This window comes from Streptomyces tauricus (assembly GCF_014650955.1).
Taxonomy (GTDB): Bacteria; Actinomycetota; Actinomycetes; order Streptomycetales; family Streptomycetaceae; genus Streptomyces; species Streptomyces tauricus.
In genome coordinates, this window is record NZ_BMVY01000003.1 from 23,763 (window position 1) to 43,801 (window position 20,039).

Consider the following 20,039-nt stretch of genomic DNA (forward strand, 5'->3'; position numbering starts at 1 on the left):
CGCGCCCCTGAAGGGCGAAGATTGCGCCGTTCCCCGCGGCTCCAAAGACAAAAGATTGCGCCGTTCCCCGCGCCCCTGAAGGGCGAAGATTGCGCCGTTCCCCGCGGCTCCAAAGACAAAAGATTGCGCCGTTCCCCGCGCCCCTGGAGGGCGAAGGTTTGTCGTTCCTCGCGGCTCCGAAAGACCTGAAGGCAGAAGACTGCGCCGTTCCCCGCGCCCCTGACGGTCGAAGGCTGCGGCGTTCTCCGCGTTCCTGACGGGGCGTCTGCGTGTGGAATGTGGTTGCGGTGGCACGCTTGGGGTTTGGACTGTTGTGATCGTCTAGACCTCTGGAGTCCTGAAAGTGGACCAGTTGGCCCTGTTGTTCGTGCTGTTGCTCGGGGCCGTCGTCAGCGTTCCGCTGGGGGACCGCTTCGGGCTTCCCTCGCCGGTGCTGATGACCCTGCTCGGGATCGTGCTGGCCGTCCTCGACTTCGTACCGAACGTGGACATCCCGCCCGATCTGATCCTGCCCGCGCTGCTTCCGCCCCTGCTCTACGCGGCCGTACGGCGTACCTCCTGGCGGCAGTTCACCGCCAACAAACGGCCGATCTTCCTGCTCGCCGTGGCCCTCGTGTTCGTCACCACCGCCGTGGTCGCCGCGGTCGCCCACTCGATCGTGCCCGGCCTGCCGATCGCCGCAGCCGTGGCGCTCGGCGCGCTGGTGGCGCCGCCCGACCCGGTCGCGGCGACCGCCGTCGCGGGCCAGCTCGGGCTGCCACGCCGCCTGGTGTCGATCCTGGAGGGCGAGGGGCTGTTCAACGACGTGACGGCCATCGTGCTCTACCACGTGGCCATCGCCGCCGCGATCAGTGGCTCCTTCTCGCTGCCGGGCGCGGCCCTCGACTTCCTGCTGTCCGCCGTCGTCGCGGTCGCCGTGGGGTTCGGGCTCGGCTGGGCCACGAACCGGCTGATGGACTCCCTCGGGGACCCGACGCTGCAGATCAGCCTGACCCTGCTCGTGCCGTACGCCTCGTACGTGCTCGCGGAGGAGCTGCACGGGTCCGGGGTGCTGGCGGTGCTCACCACGGCGTTGTTCCTGGCGGAGTACGCCAACGACGCCGACGACGTCATGACGAGGCTGGCCGGGCACACCTTCTGGAACATCGTCGACACGCTGGTCACCGGGGTGGCCTTCGGGCTCATCGGACTGGAGCTGCACAACGCGATCCGCACCGCGTCGGGGCGCTGGGGGGAGTTGCTCGGCTGGGCCGCCGCGATCGTGGGGGTCGTGGTGTTCGTACGCCTGGCGTGGCTGTTGCCCGCCACCTGGCTGACCAAGCGGCTGCACGCGAAACGGGACCTCGACGAGGACATCCCGACGTCCTGGCGGGAGACCGTCGTCATGTGGTGGGCCGGGATGCGCGGGGTGGCCTCCGTCGCGCTGGCGCTGGCCATCCCGCTGAAGATGGAGAACGGGGAGCCGTTCCCCAACCGGGAAGAGATGATCTTCATCGCGTTCGGGGTGATCATGGCCACGCTCGTGCTGCAGGGGCTGAGTCTGCCATGGCTGGTGCGCAAGCTCGGTGTGCAGGCCGACACCGACCAGGAGAAGGAGTTCGAGAAGACGCTCGCCGTCCGGGCGGCCAAGGTGGCGAAGCAGCGGCTGCGGGAGCTGGGGGAGACGGAGGATCTGTCCGACGAGCTGACCGAGCAGTTGCTGCGGAGGGCGTTCGACATCGGGTACCGGATCAGTCCCGACCTGGGGGAGGACGAGCGGCGCGAGGCGCATGATCAGCGGGCTCGGCGGATCAAGTTGGTGCGGCGGATCCAGGGGGAGATGCTGTCCGCGGCCCGGCACGAGGTGCTGGCGGCGCGTAGTGAGCCGGGGGCGAATCCTGAGGTCGTCGACCGGGTTCTGCGCCATCTGGATGTGCGCAGCTTGAGGTAGGCCGTGGCCTGGCGTTGTGGGTGGGTGCGGGTGCGGGTTCGGTGGGGGCTTGTTGCGCCGCTCCCCGCGCCCTTGAAGGCAACAGATTGCGCCGTTCCCCGCGCCCCTGGAAACAGGGGCGCGGGGAACGGCGCGAACGGACCCCGCCGGGCCGGGGTGGGTCAGCCTCGGCCTGTTCGCGGGGGTTCCACCGCTCGGCCCCGGGCGCGCGGGCGGTGGTTCTCCGTGCCGTTCTGGCTCGCCGTGCCCGGCGGAAGGATCGCGTCGGCCGTGTTGACGCGGGGCAGGGCGTACGGGTGGTGGACGGTCAGCCAGCGGAGCATCTGTTCGCGGACGGTGACCCGCACCGTCCAGACGTCGTCCGCGTCCTTCGCGGTGACCAGCGCGCGCACCTCCATCGTGCTGGGCGTGGAGTCGGTCACGGCGAGGCCGTAGTCGCGTCCGTCCCAGGCGGAGCACTCACGGAGGATGTCCCGGAGCTTGTTGCGCATCTCCTCGACGGGCGCGCTGTGATCCAGGTGGAAGAAGACCGTCCCGGTCATCTGCACCCCGCCGCGGGACCAGTTCTCGAACGGCTGCGAGGTGAAGTACGACACCGGCATCGTGAACCGGCGCTCGTCCCAGGTGCGGACGGTCAGGAAGGTGAGCGTGATCTCGTCGACCGTGCCCCACTCCCCGTTCACCACCACCGTGTCCCCGAGCCGCACCATGTCGCCGAACGCGATCTGCAGACCGGCGAACATGTTGGCGAGCGTGGACTGCGCGGCCACACCGGCGACGATGCCGAGGATGCCGGCCGAGGCCAGCAGTGAGGCACCGGCCGCGCGCATCGCCGGGAACGTCAGCAGCATGGCGGCGACCGCCACCACACCGACGATCGCGGAGACGACACGCTGGATCAGCGTCACCTGCGTACGGACCCGGCGGACCCTGGCCGGGTCGCGGTGGGCGTGGGCGTAGCGGGAGTACGAGGACTCGACGACGGCCGTGGCGATCCGCACCATGAGCCAGGCCGTGGATCCGATGAGGACCAGGGTCAGGACCTGGCCGATCCCCGCGGAGTGCTTGGGTGCGATCTCCGCCTGGTCGTACAGCCCTCTCAGCATGGCGGCGCACATGGCGAACTGCAGCGGAAGACGGCAGCGGCGCAGCAGGCCCCACAGCGGGACCTGGTGGTGGCGTTGATCGGCGCGTCGCAGCAGCAGGTCGACCAGCCAGCCGACGAGCAGCGTCACCACGAGCGAGCCGCCGATCACGATCAGCGGGCGAAGCACGTTCTCCATGCCTTCGACCGTAACCGGCGCAAGGGGTGGCTAACCTGTGGGCCGGGTCATATCTGAGGTGCCCGCGTTGTCGGTGGTGGCTGGCACGATGGGTTCATGAACATCATGCTCTTCCATTCGACCTACGGTCTGCGGCCCGCGGTGCGGGACGCGGCGGACCGGCTGCGCGCCGCGGGACACGAGGTGTGGACGCCCGACCTCTTCGAGGGGCGCACCTTCGAGACCGTGGAGGAGGGCATGGCCTTCAAGGACGAGCTGGGCAAGGACGAGCTGCTCAAGCGCGCCATCCTGGCCGCGGCGCCCTACTCGGAGCGGGGGCTCGTGTATGCGGGGTTCTCGCTGGGCGCGGCGACCGCGCAGACCCTGGCGCTCGGCGACGACAAGGCCCGCGGGCTGCTGCTCCTGCACGGCACGTCCGACATCGCGGAGACCGCCTCGGTGGACGAGCTGCCGGTCCAGTTGCACGTCGCCGAGCCGGACGCCTTCGAGCCCGACGACTGGCTGACCGCCTGGTACCTGCAGATGGGCAAGGCGGGGGCCGACGTGGAGGTGTACAGATACGCGGGCGCCGGGCACCTCTACACCGACCCCGGTCTCCCGGACTACGACGAGGAGGCCGCCGAGGCCACCTGGCGGGTGGCACTCGGCTTCCTCGAAACCCTGTAGACGGCTTCCTCGACACCCTGTAGACGACGGGCGACAGCCTTTGTGCAGGGGGCTCAGACCGGGTCGTACGTCCGCTCGACCCTCTGCGTGCCGCTGCGCGTGCGGTACGAACGGGCCCAGGACGCCGTCGCGTTCGGGGTCGTGCGGTCGGAGAGGACGTAGTAGTCCATCTGTGCCCGCTCGGCGGTGAGGTCGAGGACGCCGTAGCCGTGGCGGTCGGTGTCGACCCAGTGGACGTGCCGGTTGGCGGCGCGGATCACCGGTGACGCCAGAGCCGAGACCGTGCCCTCGGGGACCTTGACGAGGTCGTCCAGGTTGTCGGAGGTCACCGAGGTGACGACGAACTCGGTGGCGGCGGAGGCCGACAGGGGATACGTACCGGCGTTGTACGGCACGTCGTTGGCCCAGGCCATGTGGATGTCGCCGGTGAGGAAGACCGTGTTGCGGATCGCGTTGTCCCGCAGGTGCGCGAGGAGTTCGCGGCGGTCGTCGGTGTAGCCGTCCCACTGGTCGGTGTTGAGGGCGAGGCCCTCCTTGGGCAGACCGAGCAGTTCGGCGAGGGGCTTGAGGAGTTCGGCGGAGAGCGAGCCTATGGCGAAGGGGGCGATCATCACCGAGTTGCCGACCAGCCGCCAGGTGGTGTCGGAGGAACGCAGGCCCGTCTTCAGCCAGTCGAGCTGGGCCCGCCCGGTGAGCGTACGGTCCGGGTCGTCCACCGAGCCGCTGCCGGTCGACACCTGCTGCGAGCGGTACGAGCGCAGGTCGAGCAGCGAGAGATCGGCGAGCTTGCCGAAGCGCAGCCGCCGGTAGGTGGTCCCCTCCGCCGCGGGCCGGACCGGCATCCACTCGAAGTAGGCCTGCTTGGCGGCGGCCTGGCGCGCGGACCAGGTGCCCTCGGCGCCCTCGGTGTGGTTCTCGGCGCCGCCCGCCCAGGCGTCGTTGGCGAACTCGTGGTCGTCCCAGATCGCGATGACCGGAGCCGCGGCGTGCAGGGCGCGCAGGTCGGGGTCGGTCTTGTAACGGCCGTGCCGGGTGCGGTAGTCGGCGAGGGTGACGATCTCGTGCGCCGGGGCGTGCGGGCGTACGACGGTGTCCCGCGTGCCGTACTCGCCTGTTCCGTACTCGTATATGTAGTCGCCCAGGTGCAGCCAGGCGTCCAGGTCGCCGCGCGCGGCGAGGTGCCGGTACGCGGAGAAGTAGCCGGCCTCCCAGTTGGCGCAGGACACCACGCCGAAGCGCATCCCGGCGACGGCCGCGTCGTGGGCGGGGGCGGTACGGGTGCGGGCGGCCGGTGAGTCGGTACCGCCGCTGGAGAAGCGGAACCAGTAGTCGGTGGCGGGCCTCAGGCCGCGGATGTCCGCCTTGACGGTGTGGTCGGAGGCGGCGGTCGCGGTGGTGGAGCCCTTCGCGACGACCGTCGTGAACGCCTTGTCCGCGGCCACCGTCCAGCCGACCTCCACGTCCGGGCCGAGCCCGGAGCCGGGGGTCGCCTCGGCGGTGGGCGTCACCCGGGTCCACAGGAGGACGCCGTCCGGCAGCGGGTCGCCCGAGGCGACGCCGTGCAGGAACGCGGGGGCCTCGGCGGCGCGGGCCGGCAGCGCGGCGGCGAGCGGGGCCCCGAGCACGGCGGTGGCCGCGGCCGCCTTGACAACCGTACGGCGGCTGGGGGCGGGGGAGTCGGGGCCGGAAGGGCCGGAGGGGCTGGTGAGGGATCTGATGCGACTGGTCACGGCCGGTCAGATTACTGATGGGTAGGGCTTTTCGTAAGGCGAACGACGTGAAGGGCGGGCGAACGCGGAGAAGTTCGCCCGCCCTTACGGAACGCGTCATACGGAACCCGCTACTTGGTGACGCCCGCGTCCTTGAGCGCCTTCTGCCAGTCGGCGACCGTGCTCGGGTTCGTGATCACCTTGTCGTTGATCTTGATGGTCGGCGTCGAGTCGACACCCTTGGCGTCGTCGAACGTCTTGCTCATCTTCATCGCCCAGGCGTCGTACGTGCCCTTGTTGACGGCGTCCTGGAACTTCTTGTTGTCCTTCAGGGCGTCGACCGTGTTCGCCACCTTGATCAGGTAGCTGTCCTTGGCGAGGTCGTCGGTCGTCTCCTCCGGGTGGTACTTCGTGGAGTACAGCGCGGTCTTGAACTCCAGGAACGCTTCGGGGCTGACGTTCAGGGCGGCGCCGAGCGCGCTCACGCCGTTCTTCGAGCCCTCGCCGCCGAGGTTGCCGTCGAGGAACGTGCCGAGGGTGAAGGAGAGCTTGTAGTCGCCGTCCGTCATGCCCTTGTTGACGGTCTCGCCGACCGTCTGCTCGAAGGAGGCACAGGCCGGGCAGCGCGGGTCCTCGTAGAGGTGGACCGTGTTGTCGGTCTTGGACTCGCCGATGACGACGGTCGTGCCGTTCTTGCCGCTGGTGTTGGCGGGGGCGACGACCTTCGCGTCGGCGGCCGCGTCCCACTTGGAGGGCTCGTTGTTCTGTACGACGGCGTAGCCGATGCCGCCGGCTATCGCGAGGACCGCGACGATCGAACCGGCGACGATGATCTGCCGCTTGGCCTTCTCACGCTTGGCCTGGCGCTCGCGCTCGACGCGCAGCCGCTCACGGGCCGCCGACTTCGAGGCCTGGCTGTTCCGCTTGCTCATGATGGGTTCTCCGTGGTGATGGCAGGTGTGTACGGGGACTGTGGTGCTCAGGCGGCAAGCGCCGAGCACGGCGGTCCACGCCGTCCCATCGAGTGCACGAAGAGCCGCGTACGCGTGGCGGCGACCCGGCGCGTGGGCCTGGGCAGCCGGCGCACCGGAGTGAGGTGCACGGTCACCGCGGCGACCGCGACCAGCAGCGGGCGGAACGTGGCGGCGGCCATCGCGTCCAGGAGCTGGGCCAGGGCCCGCTCGCCGCGGCGCAGCCAGGCGGCGGCGAGGAGGCCGACACCGATGTGCGCGCCGAGCAGCAGCCAGGCGGCGCCCGGGTCGGCCTGTGCGAGGAGGGCCGCGGCCGGCGGGGTCTCGCCGCCCGTCACCCGGGCCAGCGGGGTGCCGACCTCGCCGCCCCCGCAGAGCACGTCGAGGCCGACCGAGCGCAGCGGGCCGGCGACCGGGCCGCCGGCCTTGCCGTAACAGGCGTGCTGGCCGGCCGTGAACAGTGTGTCGGCGGCCAGCTCCAGCGGGATCAGCAGGGCGGCGATCCGCCCGAAGCCGCGCTCGCGGCCCGCCAGCGCGTACGCGACGACGAAGACGGCACCGGCGAGAGCGGCCACGGTGGCCAGCGGCAGGGGGACCCGGGACAGCAGCACGTGCGACGCGGTGCTGAGCGTCACGACCAGGGTCGTGAACACCGCCGCGCGCACGGCTCTGAGCTGGGTCCCGGATATGTCCATAGCGGTGAAGAGTCTGTCACGTACTCCTGTAGGGGACCCCTAAAGGGTTCCTGTGGGTGGTCGCGGTCGGTGGGCGGGCGGCTACAGGCCGGGGATCCGGCCGTTGCGGAACAGGTCCACGAAGATCTGGTGGTCCTCGCGCGCGCGGGCCCCGTACGCGTGCGCGAAGTCCACGAGGAGGTCGCCGAAGCTGTCCTCGTCGCCCGCGATCGCCGCGTCGATGGCGCGCTCGGTGGAGAACGGCACCAGCTCCGAGTGGCCGCTCTCGTCGTCCGCGGCGGCGTGCATGGTGGCGGTGGACCGGCCGAGGTCGGCGACGACGGCGGCGATCTCCTCCGGGTCGTCGATGTCGCCCCAGTCGAGGTCCACCGCGTACGGCGAGACCTCGGCGACCAGCTGGCCCGCGCCGTCCAGCTCGGTCCAGCCCAGCCACGGGTCGGCGTGCGCCTGCAGCGCGCGCTGGGAGATCACCGTGCGGTGACCCTCGTGCTGGAAGTACTCACGGATCGAGGAGTCCGTGATGTGCCGCGAGACGGCCGGGGTCTGGGCCTGCTTGATGTAGATCACCACATCGTTCTCCAGGGCGTCGGTCGCACCCTCCAGAAGGATGTTGTACGAGGGCAGCCCCGCCGAGCCGATGCCGATGCCGCGGCGGCCCACGACGTCCTTCACCCGGTACGAGTCCGGGCGGTCAAGGGACGACTCGGGCAGCGTCTCCAGATAGCCGTCGAACGCGGCCAGGACCTTGTAGCGGGTGGCCGCGTCCAGCTCGATGGAGCCGCCGCCCGGCGCGAAGCGGCGCTCGAAGTCGCGGATCTCGGTCATCGAGTCGAGCAGCCCGAAGCGGGTCAGCGAGCGGGCGTCCCGCAGGGCGTCCAGCAGGGGCCCCTGGGCGGTGTCCAGCGTGAAGGGCGGCACCTCGTCGCTCTTGGCGCCCGTCGCCAGCGCGTGGATGCGCTCGCGGTAGGCCGCCGCGTACGTCCGGACCAGGGTGGTGATCTGCTCGTCGCTCAGCGCCTTCGCGTAACCGATCAGGGCCACGGAGGCGGCGAGGCGCTTGAGGTCCCAGGTGAACGGGCCGACGTAGGCCTCGTCGAAGTCGTTCACGTTGAAGATCAGCCGGCCCTGGGCGTCCATGTACGTGCCGAAGTTCTCCGCGTGCAGGTCGCCGTGGATCCACACCCGGGAGGTGCGCTCGTCCAGGTACGGGCCGCCCCGCCTCTCCTGTTCCAGGTCGTGGTAGAAGAGCCCTGCCGTCCCGCGGTAGAACGCGAACGCCGAGGCCGCCATCTTCCGGAACTTCACGCGGAACGCGGCCGGATCGGCGGCCAGCAGATCGCCGAAGGCGGTATGGAAGACGGCGAGGATCTCTTCGCCGCGCTGCTCGGCGCTGAGCTGCGGAACCGACATCGCTGGGTGCCTCCTGGTGCAGGTACTGCATGACGAGTGGGACGGAATGTGCGGTCCGCCGGAGCGGTTGTCTCCGTCATCCTCCAACGGACGGGGGTCCACGGGAGTGCCCGTTCACCGTCCGACGAAGGTACGCACGAAGGTACGGGGGAGAGCGCTCGGAGTGTCAGTCCTCAGGCATACACTTCGTGGCTGTCCCCCAGACTGTTCGCAGCCGGTAGGGATCTCGTCGACGCCCGTTCTTCTTGGAGGCCGAAGCCGTGTCAAAGCCGCCGTTCACGCACCTGCACGTCCATACCCAGTACTCGCTGCTGGACGGTGCCGCGCGGCTCAAGGACATGTTCGAGGCGTGCAACGAGATGGGCATGTCGCACATCGCGATGTCCGACCACGGCAACCTCCACGGGGCGTACGACTTCTTCCACTCGGCCAAGAAGGCGGGCGTCACCCCGATCATCGGCATCGAGGCGTACGTCGCGCCCGAGTCGCGGCGCAACAAGCGCAAGATCAAATGGGGCCAGCCGCACCAGAAGCGCGACGACGTCTCCGGTTCCGGTGGTTACACCCACAAGACGATCTGGGCGGCGAACCGGACGGGCCTGCACAACCTCTTCAAGCTCTCCTCGGACGCGTACGCGGAGGGCTGGCTGCAGAAGTGGCCCCGCATGGACAAGGAGACCATCTCCCAGTGGTCCGAGGGCCTGATCGCCTCCACGGGGTGCCCCTCCGGTGAGCTGCAGACCCGGCTGCGCCTCGGCCAGTTCGACGAGGCGCTGAAGGCGGCCTCCGAGTACCAGGACATCTTCGGCAAGGACCGGTACTTCCTGGAGCTGATGGACCACGGCATCGAGATCGAGAGCCGGGTCCGTGACGACCTCCTGCGGATCGGCAAGAAGCTGGGCATCCCGCCGCTGGTGACGAACGACTCGCACTACACGTACGCGCACGAGGCGACCGCCCACGACGCGCTGCTGTGCATCCAGACCGGCAAGAACCTCTCCGACCCGGACCGCTTCCGCTTCGACGGCACCGGTTACTACCTGAAGTCGACGGACGAGATGTACGCCGTCGACTCCTCGGACGCCTGGCAGGAAGGGTGCGCCAACACGCTCCTGGTGGCCGAGCAGATCGACACGACCGGCATGTTCGAGGCGAAGAACCTCATGCCGAAGTTCGACATCCCCGAGGGCTTCACCGAGGTCACCTGGTTCCAGGAGGAGGTGCGCCGCGGCATGGAGCGCCGCTTCCCCGGCGGCGTCCCCGAGGACCGCCAGAAGCAGGCCGAGTACGAGATGGACGTCATCATCCAGATGGGGTTCCCGGGGTACTTCCTCGTCGTCGCCGACTTCATCATGTGGGCCAAGAAGCAGGGCATCGCGGTCGGCCCCGGCCGAGGCTCCGCGGCCGGTTCGATCGTGTCGTACGCCATGGGCATCACCGACCTCGACCCGATCCCGCACGGTCTGATCTTCGAGCGGTTCCTCAACCCCGAGCGCGTCTCCATGCCCGACGTCGACATCGACTTCGACGAGCGTCGGCGCGTCGAGGTGATCAGGTATGTGACCGAGAAGTACGGCGCCGACAAGGTCGCCATGATCGGCACGTACGGCAAGATCAAGGCGAAGAACGCCATCAAGGACTCCGCGCGTGTGCTGGGCTACCCGTACGCGATGGGCGACCGGCTCACCAAGGCGATGCCCGCCGACGTCCTCGGCAAGGGCATCGACCTGAACGGCATCACCGATCCCAAGCACCCCCGCTACGGCGAGGCCGGCGAGATCCGCGGGATGTACGAGAACGAGCCGGACGTGAAGAAGGTCATCGACACCGCCAAGGGCGTCGAGGGCCTGGTCCGGCAGATGGGTGTGCACGCGGCCGGCGTGATCATGTCCAGCGAGCCCATCGTCGACCACGCCCCGGTCTGGGTGCGGCACACCGACAACGTGACGATCACCCAGTGGGACTACCCGCAGTGCGAGTCGCTCGGCCTGCTGAAGATGGACTTCCTGGGCCTGCGCAACCTCACGATCATGGACGACGCCATCAAGATGGTGAAGGCCAACAAGGGCATCGACCTGGAGATGCTCTCCCTGCCGCTGGACGACCCCAAGACCTTCGAACTGCTCTGCCGCGGTGACACCCTCGGCGTCTTCCAGTTCGACGGCGGCCCGATGCGCTCGCTGCTCCGCCAGATGCAGCCCGACAACTTCGAGGACATCTCCGCCGTCTCGGCCCTCTACCGGCCGGGCCCGATGGGCATGAACTCGCACATCAACTACGCGGAGCGCAAGAACGGCCGCCAGGAGATCACCCCGATCCACAAGGAGCTGGAGGAGCCGCTCGAAGAGGTCCTGGCGGTCACCTACGGCCTGATCGTCTACCAGGAGCAGGTCCAGAAGGCCGCCCAGATCATCGCCGGCTACTCGCTCGGCGAGGCCGACATCCTGCGCCGCGTGATGGGCAAGAAGAAGCCCGACGAACTGGCGAAGAACTTCGTCCTCTTCCAGGAGGGCGCCCAGAAGAACGGCTACAGCGCCGAGGCGATCCAGGCCCTGTGGGACGTCCTGGTCCCGTTCGCCGGGTACGCGTTCAACAAGGCGCACTCCGCCGCGTACGGACTGGTGTCGTACTGGACCGGCTATCTCAAGGCGAACTACCCGGCCGAGTACATGGCCGCGCTGCTCACCTCGGTCAAGGACGACAAGGACAAGTCGGCGGTCTACCTCAACGAGTGCCGCCGTATGAAGATCAAGGTCCTGCCGCCGAACGTCAACGAGTCCGAGCAGAACTTCGCCGCGCAGGGCGACGACGTGATCCTCTTCGGCCTCTCCGCGGTGCGCAACGTCGGTACGAACGTCGTCGAGTCGATCATCCGCAGCCGCAAGGCCAAGGGGAAGTACAACTCGTTCCCCGACTACCTCGACAAGGTCGAGGCCGCCGCCTGCAACAAGCGCACCACGGAATCACTCATCAAGGCCGGCGCCTTCGACACGATGGGGCACACCCGCAAGGGCCTCACCGCGCACTTCGAGCCGATGATCGACAACGTGGTCGCGGTGAAGAGGAAGGAGGCCGAGGGGCAGTTCGACCTCTTCGGCGGCATGGGCGAGGCGGACAACACCGAGCCCGGCTTCGGACTCGACGTGGAGTTCACCACCGACGAGTGGGACAAGGCCTATCTGCTCGCCCAGGAGCGGGAGATGCTCGGCCTGTACGTCTCCGACCACCCGCTCTTCGGCCTGGAGCACGTGCTGTCCGACAAGGCCGACGCGGGCATCGCCCAGCTCACCGGAGGTGAGCACGGGGACGGCGCGGTCGTCACCATCGGCGGCATCATCTCCGGCCTCCAGCGCAAGATGACCAAGCAGGGCAACGCGTGGGCGATCGCCACGGTGGAGGACCTCGCCGGTTCGATCGAGTGCATGTTCTTCCCGGCCACCTATCAGCTGGTGTCGACGCAACTCGTCGAGGACGCCGTGGTGTTCGTCAAGGGCCGCCTCGACAAGCGCGAGGACGTGCCGCGGCTGGTCGCGATGGAGCTCCAGGTCCCGGACCTCTCCAACGCGGGCACCAACGCGCCCGTGATCCTCACCATCCCGGCGCTGAAGATCACTCCGCCCATGGTGAGCAGGCTCGGTGAGATCCTCAGCCACCACCGGGGCGAGAGCGAGGTGCGGATCCGGCTCCAGGGCCCGAGCAAGACCACGGTCCTGCGGCTCGACCGGCACCGGGTGAAGGCGGATCCCGCGCTCTTCGGCGATCTGAAGGTGCTGCTGGGGCCGGCCTGCCTGGCGACAACCGGCTGACGGCTTCCCGGACCTCCGGTTCCCCGGACTTCCGGACCTCCGGCTTCGGACCGGCGCGAGGGGCGCACCCGTGCACGGGTGCGCCCCTCGGCGTGTGCCAGGGCCGTAAGGGCCCGTGCGCTCGGCTCAGTTGTGGCCGAAACGCTTCTGGTGCTTGCGGGCGACATCGGCCGGGCTGCCCTGGATCTGCGACACCGGCGACTGCTGTGCCTGTGCCGAGGACCGCTCGGACTGCTCCTGCGCACGCTCCGGCTGCGACGAGCGGTCCTGTTCGCCGCCCTGCTTACGGTTCTTGTTCTTGGCCATGACTGCCTCCTACGGGGGATCAGGGGGCCCAAGCCCCCTAGGGCCGGACTCAGACTCACATAGGCTGAGGAGTCGCGCATTTCGGAGAATTACCGTGCGTAATAAGGGCTGTGGGCGAGGGATACGCCGATCCGCCACGCCGAAGATCGAGTTCCGGCCGTTAACCTCCGCGTGGTCGGGCAGACTCGAAGGAAGCCCGAAGCAAACCTCCCGGAAAGAGGGTGGATCGCGTGGACCGCTGCATTGTCCTGGTGGACGCCGGTTATCTGCTCGGGGCCGCTGCCAGTCTTCTCGCCGGGGAACCCTCACGATCCCGGATCACCGTGGACCACGCCGCCCTCATCCAGGGGCTGCGCGAGCGCGCCGAGTCCGAGACGGATCGGCCCCTGCTGCGCATCTACTGGTTCGACGGCGCCCCCGACCGCGTACCGCAGCCGGAGCACCGCAGGCTGCGGGTGATGCCCCGGGTCACGGTGCGCCTCGGCGCGCTGACCCGCAGCGACGGGCGGTGGGCGCAGAAGGGCGTCGACGCCGCCATGCACGCCGAGCTGACCGAGCTGGCGCGCAACCGTGCCTGCTCCGACGTCGTGCTCGTCACCGGTGACGGTGATCTGCTGCCCGGCATGATGGCCGCGAAGGAACACGGGGTCGCCGTGCACCTGTGGGCCGTACAGGCCGCGGACGGCGACTACAACCAGTCCGAGGACCTGGTCGCGGAGGCCGACGAGCGGCGCGTGCTCGACCGGATCTGGATCACCAAGGCCGTCCGGGCCAAGGAACTCGGCGGGGTCTGCGCGCCGCCGCCCGCGCCGCGGCCCGAGATCGCCGCGATCCTCTCCGCGCCGCTGCCCGAGTCCGCGCTGAGTTCCACGCTCGGCTCCGCCGGTGAGGGGGCCGTGGGGGAGCGGACCGTGGGGGAACGGGCCCTGGCGGAGGCCGAGCACACGCAGGCCGCGCCGGGCGAGAACGGCACGGAGGCGCGGGTGCCGGCGGCGAAGGGTGTTCCCACGCCGAAGGATCTGGCCGCGCTGCGGGCGCCGGGGCCGTCCGGTGCGCCGGGGGGCCCGGGGGCGCAGCATCCCGCCAACGCGACGTTGCGCTGGTCGTCCGACAAGGGGTGGGTGGACCGGCCCGGCACCGCCGCCGAGAACGCGGAGGCCGCGCTGCTGCCGACGCTCGCGCAGCTCACCTCGGCGGAGCAGCGGTGGGCCGACCGGGAGGAGGACATCACCACGGTGGGCGGTGATCCGTTCGAGGTCGGGCAGGTGTTCGCACGGCGGTGGATGGAGCGGCTGGCCGACCAGGCGCAACTGCCGAAGCTGTCCACGATGTATCCGCGGGTGCCGCACCGGATCGACGGGGAGTTGTTGCGGTACGCGGCGCGGTTCGGGTTGCTCGCGCACAAGGACGATCAGATCGATGAGCATGACCGGTATGCGATTCGGGCGGGGTTCTGGCGGGAGATCGATGCGCGGAGCACTGCGGAGCATGCTCCCGCAGGGGAGTAGGTGGGGGTGGCCTCCCGCCGGGGGTGTTGTCGGCTGCGGTCCGGTGGGGCTTGTTGCGCCGTTCCCCGCGCCCCTTGAAGCGCGAGGCTGCGCCGTTCTCCGCGGCCCTGACAGCGCAAGGTTGCGCCGTTCCCCGCGCCCCCAAGAGCCAAAGATTGCGCCGTTCCCCGCGCCCCCAAGAGCCAAAGATTGCGCCGTTCCCCGCGCCCCCAAAAAGCTAAAGATTGCGCCGTTCCCCGCGCCCCTGACCGCGCAAGGCTGTGCCGTTCTTCGTGGGTCTGGAAGGTGGTATGTCCGACCCGGGCGTTGTTCGGGGGGTGGGACCCCGTAGTCTCAATGCTCGTGAGTACGCGCACCGCACAGGCAGTCCGGGACGGGCACGGTGGGGATGTCGTGTGTGCCGTGCGGGATCTTACGAAGACGTATCCGGCGGTGCGCGGTCGCCGTGGGGCACCCGGGACGCCCGAGGTGCGGGCCACCGACGGGGTCCGGATCGACATCCGGCAGGGCGAGATCTTCGGGCTGCTCGGGCCGAACGGCGCCGGCAAGACCACCCTCGTACGCCAGCTGACCGGGCTGATGCGCCCCGACCGCGGCAGTGTCGAGATCCTCGGGCACGACATCGTGCGCCACCCCGAGCGGGCATCGCGGATCCTCGCGTACCTCGGGCAGGAGTCCACCGCGCTCGACGAGCTGACCGTGTCACTCGCCGCGGAGACCACCGGCCGGCTGCGCGGGCTCGCCGTGCGCAGCGCACGGGCCGAGCGGGACGCCGTCCTGGAGGAACTGGGGCTCACCGCGCTCGCCTCGCGACCCCTGAAGAAGCTCTCCGGCGGACAGCGGCGGCTCGCCTGCTTCGCCACCACCCTCGTCGGCGCACGGCCGTTCCTCGTCCTCGACGAGCCCACCACCGGTATGGACCCCGTCGCCCGCCGGGCCGTCTGGAGCGCCGTCGACCGGCGCCGGGCCGAGCACGCCACGACGGTCCTCCTGGTCACCCACAACGTCATCGAGGCGGAGACCGTGCTCGACCGGGTCGCCGTGCTCGACCGCGGACGTGTCATCGCCTGCGACACCCCCTCCGGGCTCAAGGAACAGGTCGCCGGCGAGGTGCGGCTCGAACTCGTCTGGCGCGAGCGCGCCCCGCTCGACGTGCCCGAGGTCGCGGCCCTGCGCGACCGCGCCGTAGAGTCGGGCCGTCGCTGGTCGCTGCGGCTCTCTCCCGAAGAGGCCCGCGCGGCCGTCGCGGCGGTCACCGGCGGCGCCGCCTTCGCCGCCCTGGACGACTTCACCCTCGCCACGCCGAGTCTGGAGGACGTGTACCTGGCACTGGGCGGCAGCGCCGGGAGCGTACGGGGGTTGGTCAAGGCGTGAGCATTCGGGCCTCCGCGTCCGTACGGAACAGGTGCGGACGGAACAGGTGCGGACACAACAGGCACAGACGGATCAGGTACAGGACGTACAGGACGACAGCCGAAGCGAACAGGAGCCGCTCGACGTGAGTGTCGTACCCGCCGAGGTCCTGCCCGGCGCAGCCCGTGTGGACGGGAGCCGGAGCGTGGACACCGAGGACGGTGCCCGGGTCGTGGCCTTGCTCGGGCCGCGCGCCCGGCTGTGGCCGGCGCTGGCGGCCGTCTACCGGGCACAGCTCTCCCGGGCCAGGGTGGCGCGGATCCCGCTGCTGTTCGTGGCGACCTTCCAGTCCATCGGGATCATGGTCCTGATGCGCGGGGTCGTGGACGGCGGCGGCGAGGCACGGGCCGTGGTCGCCGGTTCGTCGGTCCTCGTGGTCGCGTTCGTCGCGCTCAACCTGCTCGCCCAGTACTTCGGCCAGCTGCGCGCCAGCGGCGGCCTCGACCACTACGCGACGCTGCCCGTACCGCCCGCCGCCGTCGTGCTCGGCGCGGCCGCCGCGTACGCCTCCTTCACCGTGCCGGGGACGCTCGTGACCGCCGTCGTGGGCAGCGTCCTCTTCCAGTTGCCGCTGACGCACCTGTGGATCCTCGTCGCCGTCATCCCGCTCGCGGGCGCGGCGCTCGCCGGCCTCGGAGCGGCGCTCGGACTGCTCGCGCCCCGACCCGAACTGGCCACACTCCTCGGCCAGTTGGGTATGTCCGCCGCGCTGCTGCTCGGCGTGCTGCCGCCGGACCGGCTGCCCACGTTCGTGCAGTGGGCGCGTGATCTGATGCCCTCCACCTACGGGGTCGAGGCGCTCGGGCTGACCTTCGGGCCCGACCCGGACTGGGGTCTCGTGCTGCTCGACCTCGCCGTGTGCGCGGGTGTCGGCGTCGCCTCGCTCGCCGTCGCGACCTGGGCCTACCGCCGGGCGGCCGTCCGGTGACGCGCCCGACAGGCGGGCCTGGCACGATGTCGGTGTGACCGCACCGCTGAACCCGCCTCCGCCGCCGCACCACCAGCCGCCGCACGACGCCTGGCAGGCGCCGCCCGCCGGGTACGGGCTCGGTCATCAGGAGGACGGTCCCGGAATGAAGACAGAGCTGCGCGAGGCCGCGATCGTCACGGTCGCGATGGCGGTCGGCGGGCTCCTGCTCGGTGTCCTGTGGTGGTGGCTGGCACCGCACGTGCCGCTCGTCTCGGACGACACGACCGTCTACCTCAAGGACACGGAGGGGGAGCAGGCCATCGGCGTGGACGGGACGTTCACTCTGCTGGCACTCGCCCTCGGCCTGGTCAGCGCGCTGGCGGTGTTCCTGCTGCGGCGCCGGGGCGGGATCGCGCTCGTCGTCGCCCTCACCGTCGGCGGGGTCCTGGGGTCCCTGGTCGCCTGGCGCCTCGGCATCTGGCTCGGCCCCACCCAGGACGTGGTCGCGCACGCCAAGGAGGCCGGCAAGGGCGTCACCTTCGACGCCCCGCTGGAGCTCGGTGCCAAGGGCGCGCTGCTCGCCTGGTCCGTCTCGGCCCTGCTGGTCCACCTGGGCCTGACAGCCCTCTTCGCCCCCAGGGACCCGGACCCCTTCGACTCCCCGTACTACCCGAAGAGCCCACAAGTCTGACGGCGCCCCGGCTGGACGGCGACCTGGGGCGGGGCAGCCCCGCAGGGGCGCCCCACCGGGGCGCGGGGAACCGCGCGCCCGGCCACGACGCACCCGCGGCCGACCCGCCGGCCCGGGGGCAACTCACGGACCAGTGGAGCGCCCCCGCTCACGCCGGGCGCCGCCCGTGGTTCGCCCGCCCTTTACGAACCCGCCACTTCCGCTTGCGCGTCTTCTTCGACATGTCCTCGGTACTTAACCGAGAACCCGCCCCCCGTCGAGGGTTCACGCACGCCCCACGGACGCCACCACCGCGTCGGTGAGCCGCGCGAGGTCGTCCGGGGCCAGCTCGACCTCCAGCCCCCGCCGCCCGGCGGAGACGCAGACCGTGGCGTGCCCGCGCGCGGACGCGTCCAGCACCGTACGGAGCCGCCTGCGCTGCCCGAGCGGCGAGATGCCCCCGCGGACGTACCCCGTGGTGCGCTCCGCGGCGGCCGGGTCGGCCATCGCGGCCCGCTTGCCGCCGACCGCCGCCGCCAGCGCCTTCAGGTCGAGGGAGCCCGCCACGGGTACGACGGCGACCGTCAGGTCCCCGTCGACGTCCGCGACCAGCGTCTTGAAGACCCGGTCGGGGGACACGCCCATGGCCTCGGCGGCCTCCTCCCCGTACGAGGGGTGCGCCGGGTCGTGCTCGTAGGCGTGGACCGTGAACTCGACCCCGGCCGCGGTGAGTGCCACGGTCGCCGGTGTCCCGCCCGCCTGCTGCTGCTTCTTCGCCTTCTTCGCCAAGAGAAGACCCTTCTTACGGACTGGGGCTCGTGAACCCGTTCAGTTGAGGCTCGTCGGCCCGCGCGTCAGTTCCGACGCGGGCAGCGAGGGCAGATTGCGGATGATCGCGGTCTCGGCCCGCAGCAGCGTCAGCTCCTCGCGCAGCCGGGAGGCCGTGTCCGGTGCCTGGAGCAGCCGCTGCTTCGCCGGGACGTCCAGCATCGCGGCCGCCGCGACCAGGTACGAGACGACGGACGGCTCGTCCGGCAGGTCGGCCCCGGTGGCGAGCGACCGCTCCCGCGCGCCCGCCAGCCGCTTCTGGTACTGCCGGAAGGCCCGCAGCACCCCTTCCGCCAGCGCCCCGGCCTCTTCGCCGGGCTCCTCCGCCAGTTCCTCCAGCTCGGCCGTCAGATAGGCCCCGGAGGCGTCCACGGAGACCAGCCGTACCCGGGTCGTCCCGGTGGCCAGTACCTCGAAGCTGCCGTCGGCCCGTTCCCGGATCGTCGCCGCGTCGGCGATACAGCCCACCGAGTGGAAGGCCTTGAGCGGGTCGTCGCCGAACCCGGCCGAGGGCCCGCGCTGCGGCACGGCCGTCTGGTCGGGCATACCGGGTGAGGTGGCCGCGACCTCGTGGCCGTCGCGGATGGCGACGACGGCGAACCGGCGCGGTTCGTCCTCCGGGGTCTTCAGCAGATCGCGCATCATCGCGCGGTAGCGCTCCTCGAAGATGTTCAGCGGCAGGACGAGCCCGGGAAACAGCACCGAGTTCAGGGGGAAGAGTGGGAGCCGGACGGTGGTCACGACGCGAAAGCCTAATGGTCACCGGAGGGCGTACGTCCGCCGTGCTCACTCCGTGGATGCGGAAGATCCCCGATCGGTGCCCTCAGGGGTCGGTCCGAGGCCACCTGGAGGCGGATCCCGTCGCGCAGTTCGAGGAACTGGCCGAGCGGATCGTCCGAGACGCGGTCCCAGGGGAACGAGGTGGCGTACGGGCCGATCCGGCGCAGTTGTTCCAGCGCGTCCTCCCAGCGCTCCAGCCTGACCAGCACATAGGTGAGCAGATTGCGGACCTCCGCGGGCCACGGGTCGGCGTCCTGGTACTCCGCGGAGAGGGCGATCGCCAGGTCGGCCGCCGAGTCGAGGCGTGCGCGGCCGACGGCGGCCCCGCCGCCCTCGGTCAGATAGGCGAAGGCCGCCCGCACGGGCAGCGCCTGGACCAGGGAGCCGGGCAGCGCGTCGTGGGCGGCGCGTTCGGCGAAGTCGAAGCACTCGCGGTGCGAGCCGTACCAGGCGGCGGACAGGTACTGCAGGGCGGCCACATGGCAGCCGTAGTGGTGCGGGGAGCGGCGGACGGCCTGCGCCCACAGCTGCTCGAACTCGGTGTGCGGCGCGTTCGTGCCGCGGGCGTGGTCCAGTGCGATCCGCCACGGCACGGGGTCGCGCGGGGCGCCCTCGGCTGCGGCGGAGATCAGCGGTCCGACCTGGCGCAGGAGTTCGGCGCGGGCCGGTGAGCGCCAGCTCCGGCACACCGCGAGCTCGGCCTTGACCAGGGCCGCGTCCGGGTCGTGCGGGGCGGCGGAGCGCCAGTCGTCGAACCATTCGCCGCGGGAGAGGGCGAAGGCCGCGAGGCGGGTCGCGTACCGGTCGCGGTTCTCCCACTCGGCGGACTCGCGGGTGGTGGACAGGAGTTTGCCCGCCGGGCCGTACTCACCGCGGCCCGCCGCGACCAGGGCCGGGCCGAGCCGTTCGTCCGGGGCGTCGAGCAGCACCTCGTCGTCGTCGGGCAGACCGGCGGCGAGACTCGAAGTGTTCCGCGCCATCCGGACCGTACGGAGGAGCGCTCGCAGCAGTGCCATGGTGGGTCCATTGAAAACCGCAGGTCGGACGTGTACCAGGGGATGTGCGGTGACGCTTTCGTAACCGTGGTTTGGTTGCGTGGGGATTGGTCAAGGGCAGGTAAAAGGTGACTGTTGCTCAGGTGCCGGGCGGCTGTA

16 protein-coding genes are annotated in these 20,039 nt (G+C 70.5%); 7 read left to right on the top strand and 9 right to left on the bottom strand.

Annotated elements, in window-relative coordinates; translation table 11 throughout:
- Positions 1–343 precede the first annotated feature (343 nt).
- Positions 344–1,930: a Na+/H+ antiporter gene (locus tag IE278_RS07195; RefSeq protein ID WP_189769944.1), complete on the top strand. Its 1,587-nt coding sequence runs from the start codon at positions 344–346 to the stop codon at positions 1,928–1,930.
- Positions 1,931–2,091: 161 nt separating this feature from the next.
- Here IE278_RS07195 and IE278_RS07200 read toward each other — a convergent pair whose 3' ends face one another.
- On the bottom strand, positions 2,092–3,213 hold the full coding sequence (locus IE278_RS07200; RefSeq protein WP_189769946.1) for a mechanosensitive ion channel family protein: 1,122 nt from the start codon (positions 3,211–3,213) through the stop codon (positions 2,092–2,094).
- 96 nt (positions 3,214–3,309) lie between these two features.
- On the opposite strand from IE278_RS07200, the gene IE278_RS07205 reads away from it, so the two are divergent.
- Entirely contained in the window at positions 3,310–3,879 is a 570-nt protein-coding gene (locus tag IE278_RS07205) for a dienelactone hydrolase family protein (protein WP_189769948.1), read from the top strand.
- Between the two features lie 53 nt (positions 3,880–3,932).
- Here IE278_RS07205 and IE278_RS07210 read toward each other — a convergent pair whose 3' ends face one another.
- From IE278_RS07210 to IE278_RS07225, 4 genes are all read right to left on the bottom strand, one after another.
- Entirely contained in the window at positions 3,933–5,609 is a 1,677-nt protein-coding gene (locus IE278_RS07210) for an alkaline phosphatase D family protein (protein ID WP_189769950.1), read from the bottom strand.
- Positions 5,610–5,719: 110 nt separating this feature from the next.
- Positions 5,720–6,520 carry a DsbA family protein gene (locus IE278_RS07215; protein WP_189769952.1) on the bottom strand — a complete coding sequence of 267 codons (801 nt, stop codon included), beginning with the start codon at positions 6,518–6,520 and terminating at the stop codon, positions 5,720–5,722.
- A 47-nt stretch (positions 6,521–6,567) separates the two neighbouring features.
- The gene (locus IE278_RS07220) at positions 6,568–7,254 is read right to left on the bottom strand and encodes a hypothetical protein (RefSeq protein ID WP_189769954.1); all 687 of its coding nucleotides are present in this window, start codon (positions 7,252–7,254) and stop codon (positions 6,568–6,570) included.
- An 81-nt stretch (positions 7,255–7,335) separates the two neighbouring features.
- The gene (locus IE278_RS07225) at positions 7,336–8,664 is read right to left on the bottom strand and encodes a DUF2252 domain-containing protein (protein WP_189769956.1); all 1,329 of its coding nucleotides are present in this window, start codon (positions 8,662–8,664) and stop codon (positions 7,336–7,338) included.
- 260 nt (positions 8,665–8,924) lie between these two features.
- Here IE278_RS07225 and dnaE point away from each other — a divergent pair, with 260 nt between their 5' ends.
- A complete protein-coding gene (dnaE, locus tag IE278_RS07230; RefSeq protein ID WP_189769958.1) occupies positions 8,925–12,470 on the top strand; it encodes a DNA polymerase III subunit alpha in 3,546 nt (1,181 codons plus the stop codon).
- A gap of 126 nt (positions 12,471–12,596) precedes the next feature.
- Here dnaE and IE278_RS07235 read toward each other — a convergent pair whose 3' ends face one another.
- Positions 12,597–12,776: a hypothetical protein gene (locus IE278_RS07235; RefSeq protein ID WP_189769960.1), complete on the bottom strand. Its 180-nt coding sequence runs from the start codon at positions 12,774–12,776 to the stop codon at positions 12,597–12,599.
- A 230-nt stretch (positions 12,777–13,006) separates the two neighbouring features.
- On the opposite strand from IE278_RS07235, the gene IE278_RS07240 reads away from it, so the two are divergent.
- The 4 genes from IE278_RS07240 (at position 13,007) to IE278_RS07255 (ending at position 17,298) form a co-directional block, all read left to right on the top strand.
- Complete coding sequence (locus IE278_RS07240) at positions 13,007–14,284, top strand: NYN domain-containing protein (RefSeq protein ID WP_189769962.1); 1,278 nt, start codon at positions 13,007–13,009, stop codon at positions 14,282–14,284.
- Between the two features lie 342 nt (positions 14,285–14,626).
- Entirely contained in the window at positions 14,627–15,658 is a 1,032-nt protein-coding gene (locus IE278_RS07245; protein ID WP_373311930.1) for an ABC transporter ATP-binding protein, read from the top strand.
- A gap of 124 nt (positions 15,659–15,782) precedes the next feature.
- A complete protein-coding gene (locus tag IE278_RS07250) occupies positions 15,783–16,625 on the top strand; it encodes an ABC transporter permease (RefSeq protein WP_189769966.1) in 843 nt (280 codons plus the stop codon).
- A gap of 34 nt (positions 16,626–16,659) precedes the next feature.
- Entirely contained in the window at positions 16,660–17,298 is a 639-nt protein-coding gene (locus IE278_RS07255; RefSeq protein WP_189769968.1) for an AAA family ATPase, read from the top strand.
- A gap of 264 nt (positions 17,299–17,562) precedes the next feature.
- Here the strand turns inward: IE278_RS07255 and ybaK are convergent, their stop codons facing one another.
- The 3 genes from ybaK to IE278_RS07270 are packed head-to-tail and all read right to left on the bottom strand — an operon-like array spanning position 17,563 to position 19,901.
- The gene (gene ybaK, locus IE278_RS07260; RefSeq protein ID WP_189769971.1) at positions 17,563–18,066 is read right to left on the bottom strand and encodes a Cys-tRNA(Pro) deacylase; all 504 of its coding nucleotides are present in this window, start codon (positions 18,064–18,066) and stop codon (positions 17,563–17,565) included.
- A 39-nt stretch (positions 18,067–18,105) separates the two neighbouring features.
- Positions 18,106–18,846: an LON peptidase substrate-binding domain-containing protein gene (locus IE278_RS07265; RefSeq protein ID WP_189769973.1), complete on the bottom strand. Its 741-nt coding sequence runs from the start codon at positions 18,844–18,846 to the stop codon at positions 18,106–18,108.
- An 11-nt stretch (positions 18,847–18,857) separates the two neighbouring features.
- Positions 18,858–19,901 (bottom strand): hypothetical protein, encoded by a 1,044-nt coding sequence (locus IE278_RS07270; RefSeq protein ID WP_189769975.1) that lies wholly within the window; start codon positions 19,899–19,901, stop codon positions 18,858–18,860.
- Positions 19,902–20,039 lie beyond the last annotated feature (138 nt).